The following is a 791-nucleotide window of genomic DNA, read 5'->3' as shown; positions in this document are numbered from 1 at the left end:
CTGAGTGGCCGGCACCGGTCACCATGACTCGCTTGCCGGCGAAGCGGTCACGGTCGCGGCCCTGCACGTCAGGCAGCGGCGCGGTGATGTGGCCCGCGGCGCGGGCCTGCTGCTCGCCGGGAGCAAGGAGCCCGGCCTGTCCGAGGGGGTTGGGCGTGGACCAGGTGCCGGAGGCGTCGATGACCGCGGAGGCGAGCACGTCTTCGCTGTGCCCGTCGGTGGTCTGGATCCGGACGAGGAAGGGGGTCTCCTCGCGGCGTGCGGTGCGGGTCTTGTCGATGCCGGCGCGGGAGACGGCGGTGACCCGCGCCCCGCAGCGGATCGACTCGGCGAGCTGGGGAAGCTGCGCGAGCGGTTCGAGGTAATGCTCGCGCAGTTCGTGACCGGTCGGGAGAACGTCGGCGTCGGGTGCGGTCCAGCCGGCAGCTTCGAGGAGACGCTGTGCGGCGGCGTCGAGGTTGTACTGCCACGGCGAGAAGAGCCGCGTGTGCCCCCACTCGGCGATCGCGGCTCCTGCCGCGGTCCCGGCCTCGAGGATCAGGAACGGCAGGCCGCGCTCAGAGAGGTGGGCAGCGGCGGCAAGGCCGATGGGGCCAGCGCCGATGACGACAATGGGATGTGAGTTCGTTGCGGTGGTCAAGATGATGAGTCTCCTTGCTGCGGGGCGGTCAGTTCGCGGTGCCGGTGAGGTCGGTCAGGAGCTTGCGGACGTGGGTGTCGATGTCGTCGCGGACCAAGCGCATCCGCTCCATCCCTTCGATGCCGCGCTGAGAGGGCTCATCGGTGTGCCA

At 70.7% G+C, this 791-nt stretch carries 1 protein-coding gene; it reads right to left on the bottom strand.

The features are described 5' to 3' along the window. The coding region (locus C6558_RS38835) for an FAD-dependent oxidoreductase (RefSeq protein WP_158269021.1) at positions 1-640 on the bottom strand (640 nt) is incomplete at its 3' end. Positions 641-791 lie beyond the last annotated feature (151 nt).

The organism is Ensifer sp. NM-2, assembly GCF_003024455.1.
Classification (GTDB): Bacteria; Pseudomonadota; Alphaproteobacteria; order Rhizobiales; family Rhizobiaceae; genus Ensifer; species Ensifer canadensis.
Note: the sequence above shows the minus strand (reverse complement) of the source record. Positions and strands in the feature narration are given on the sequence as shown.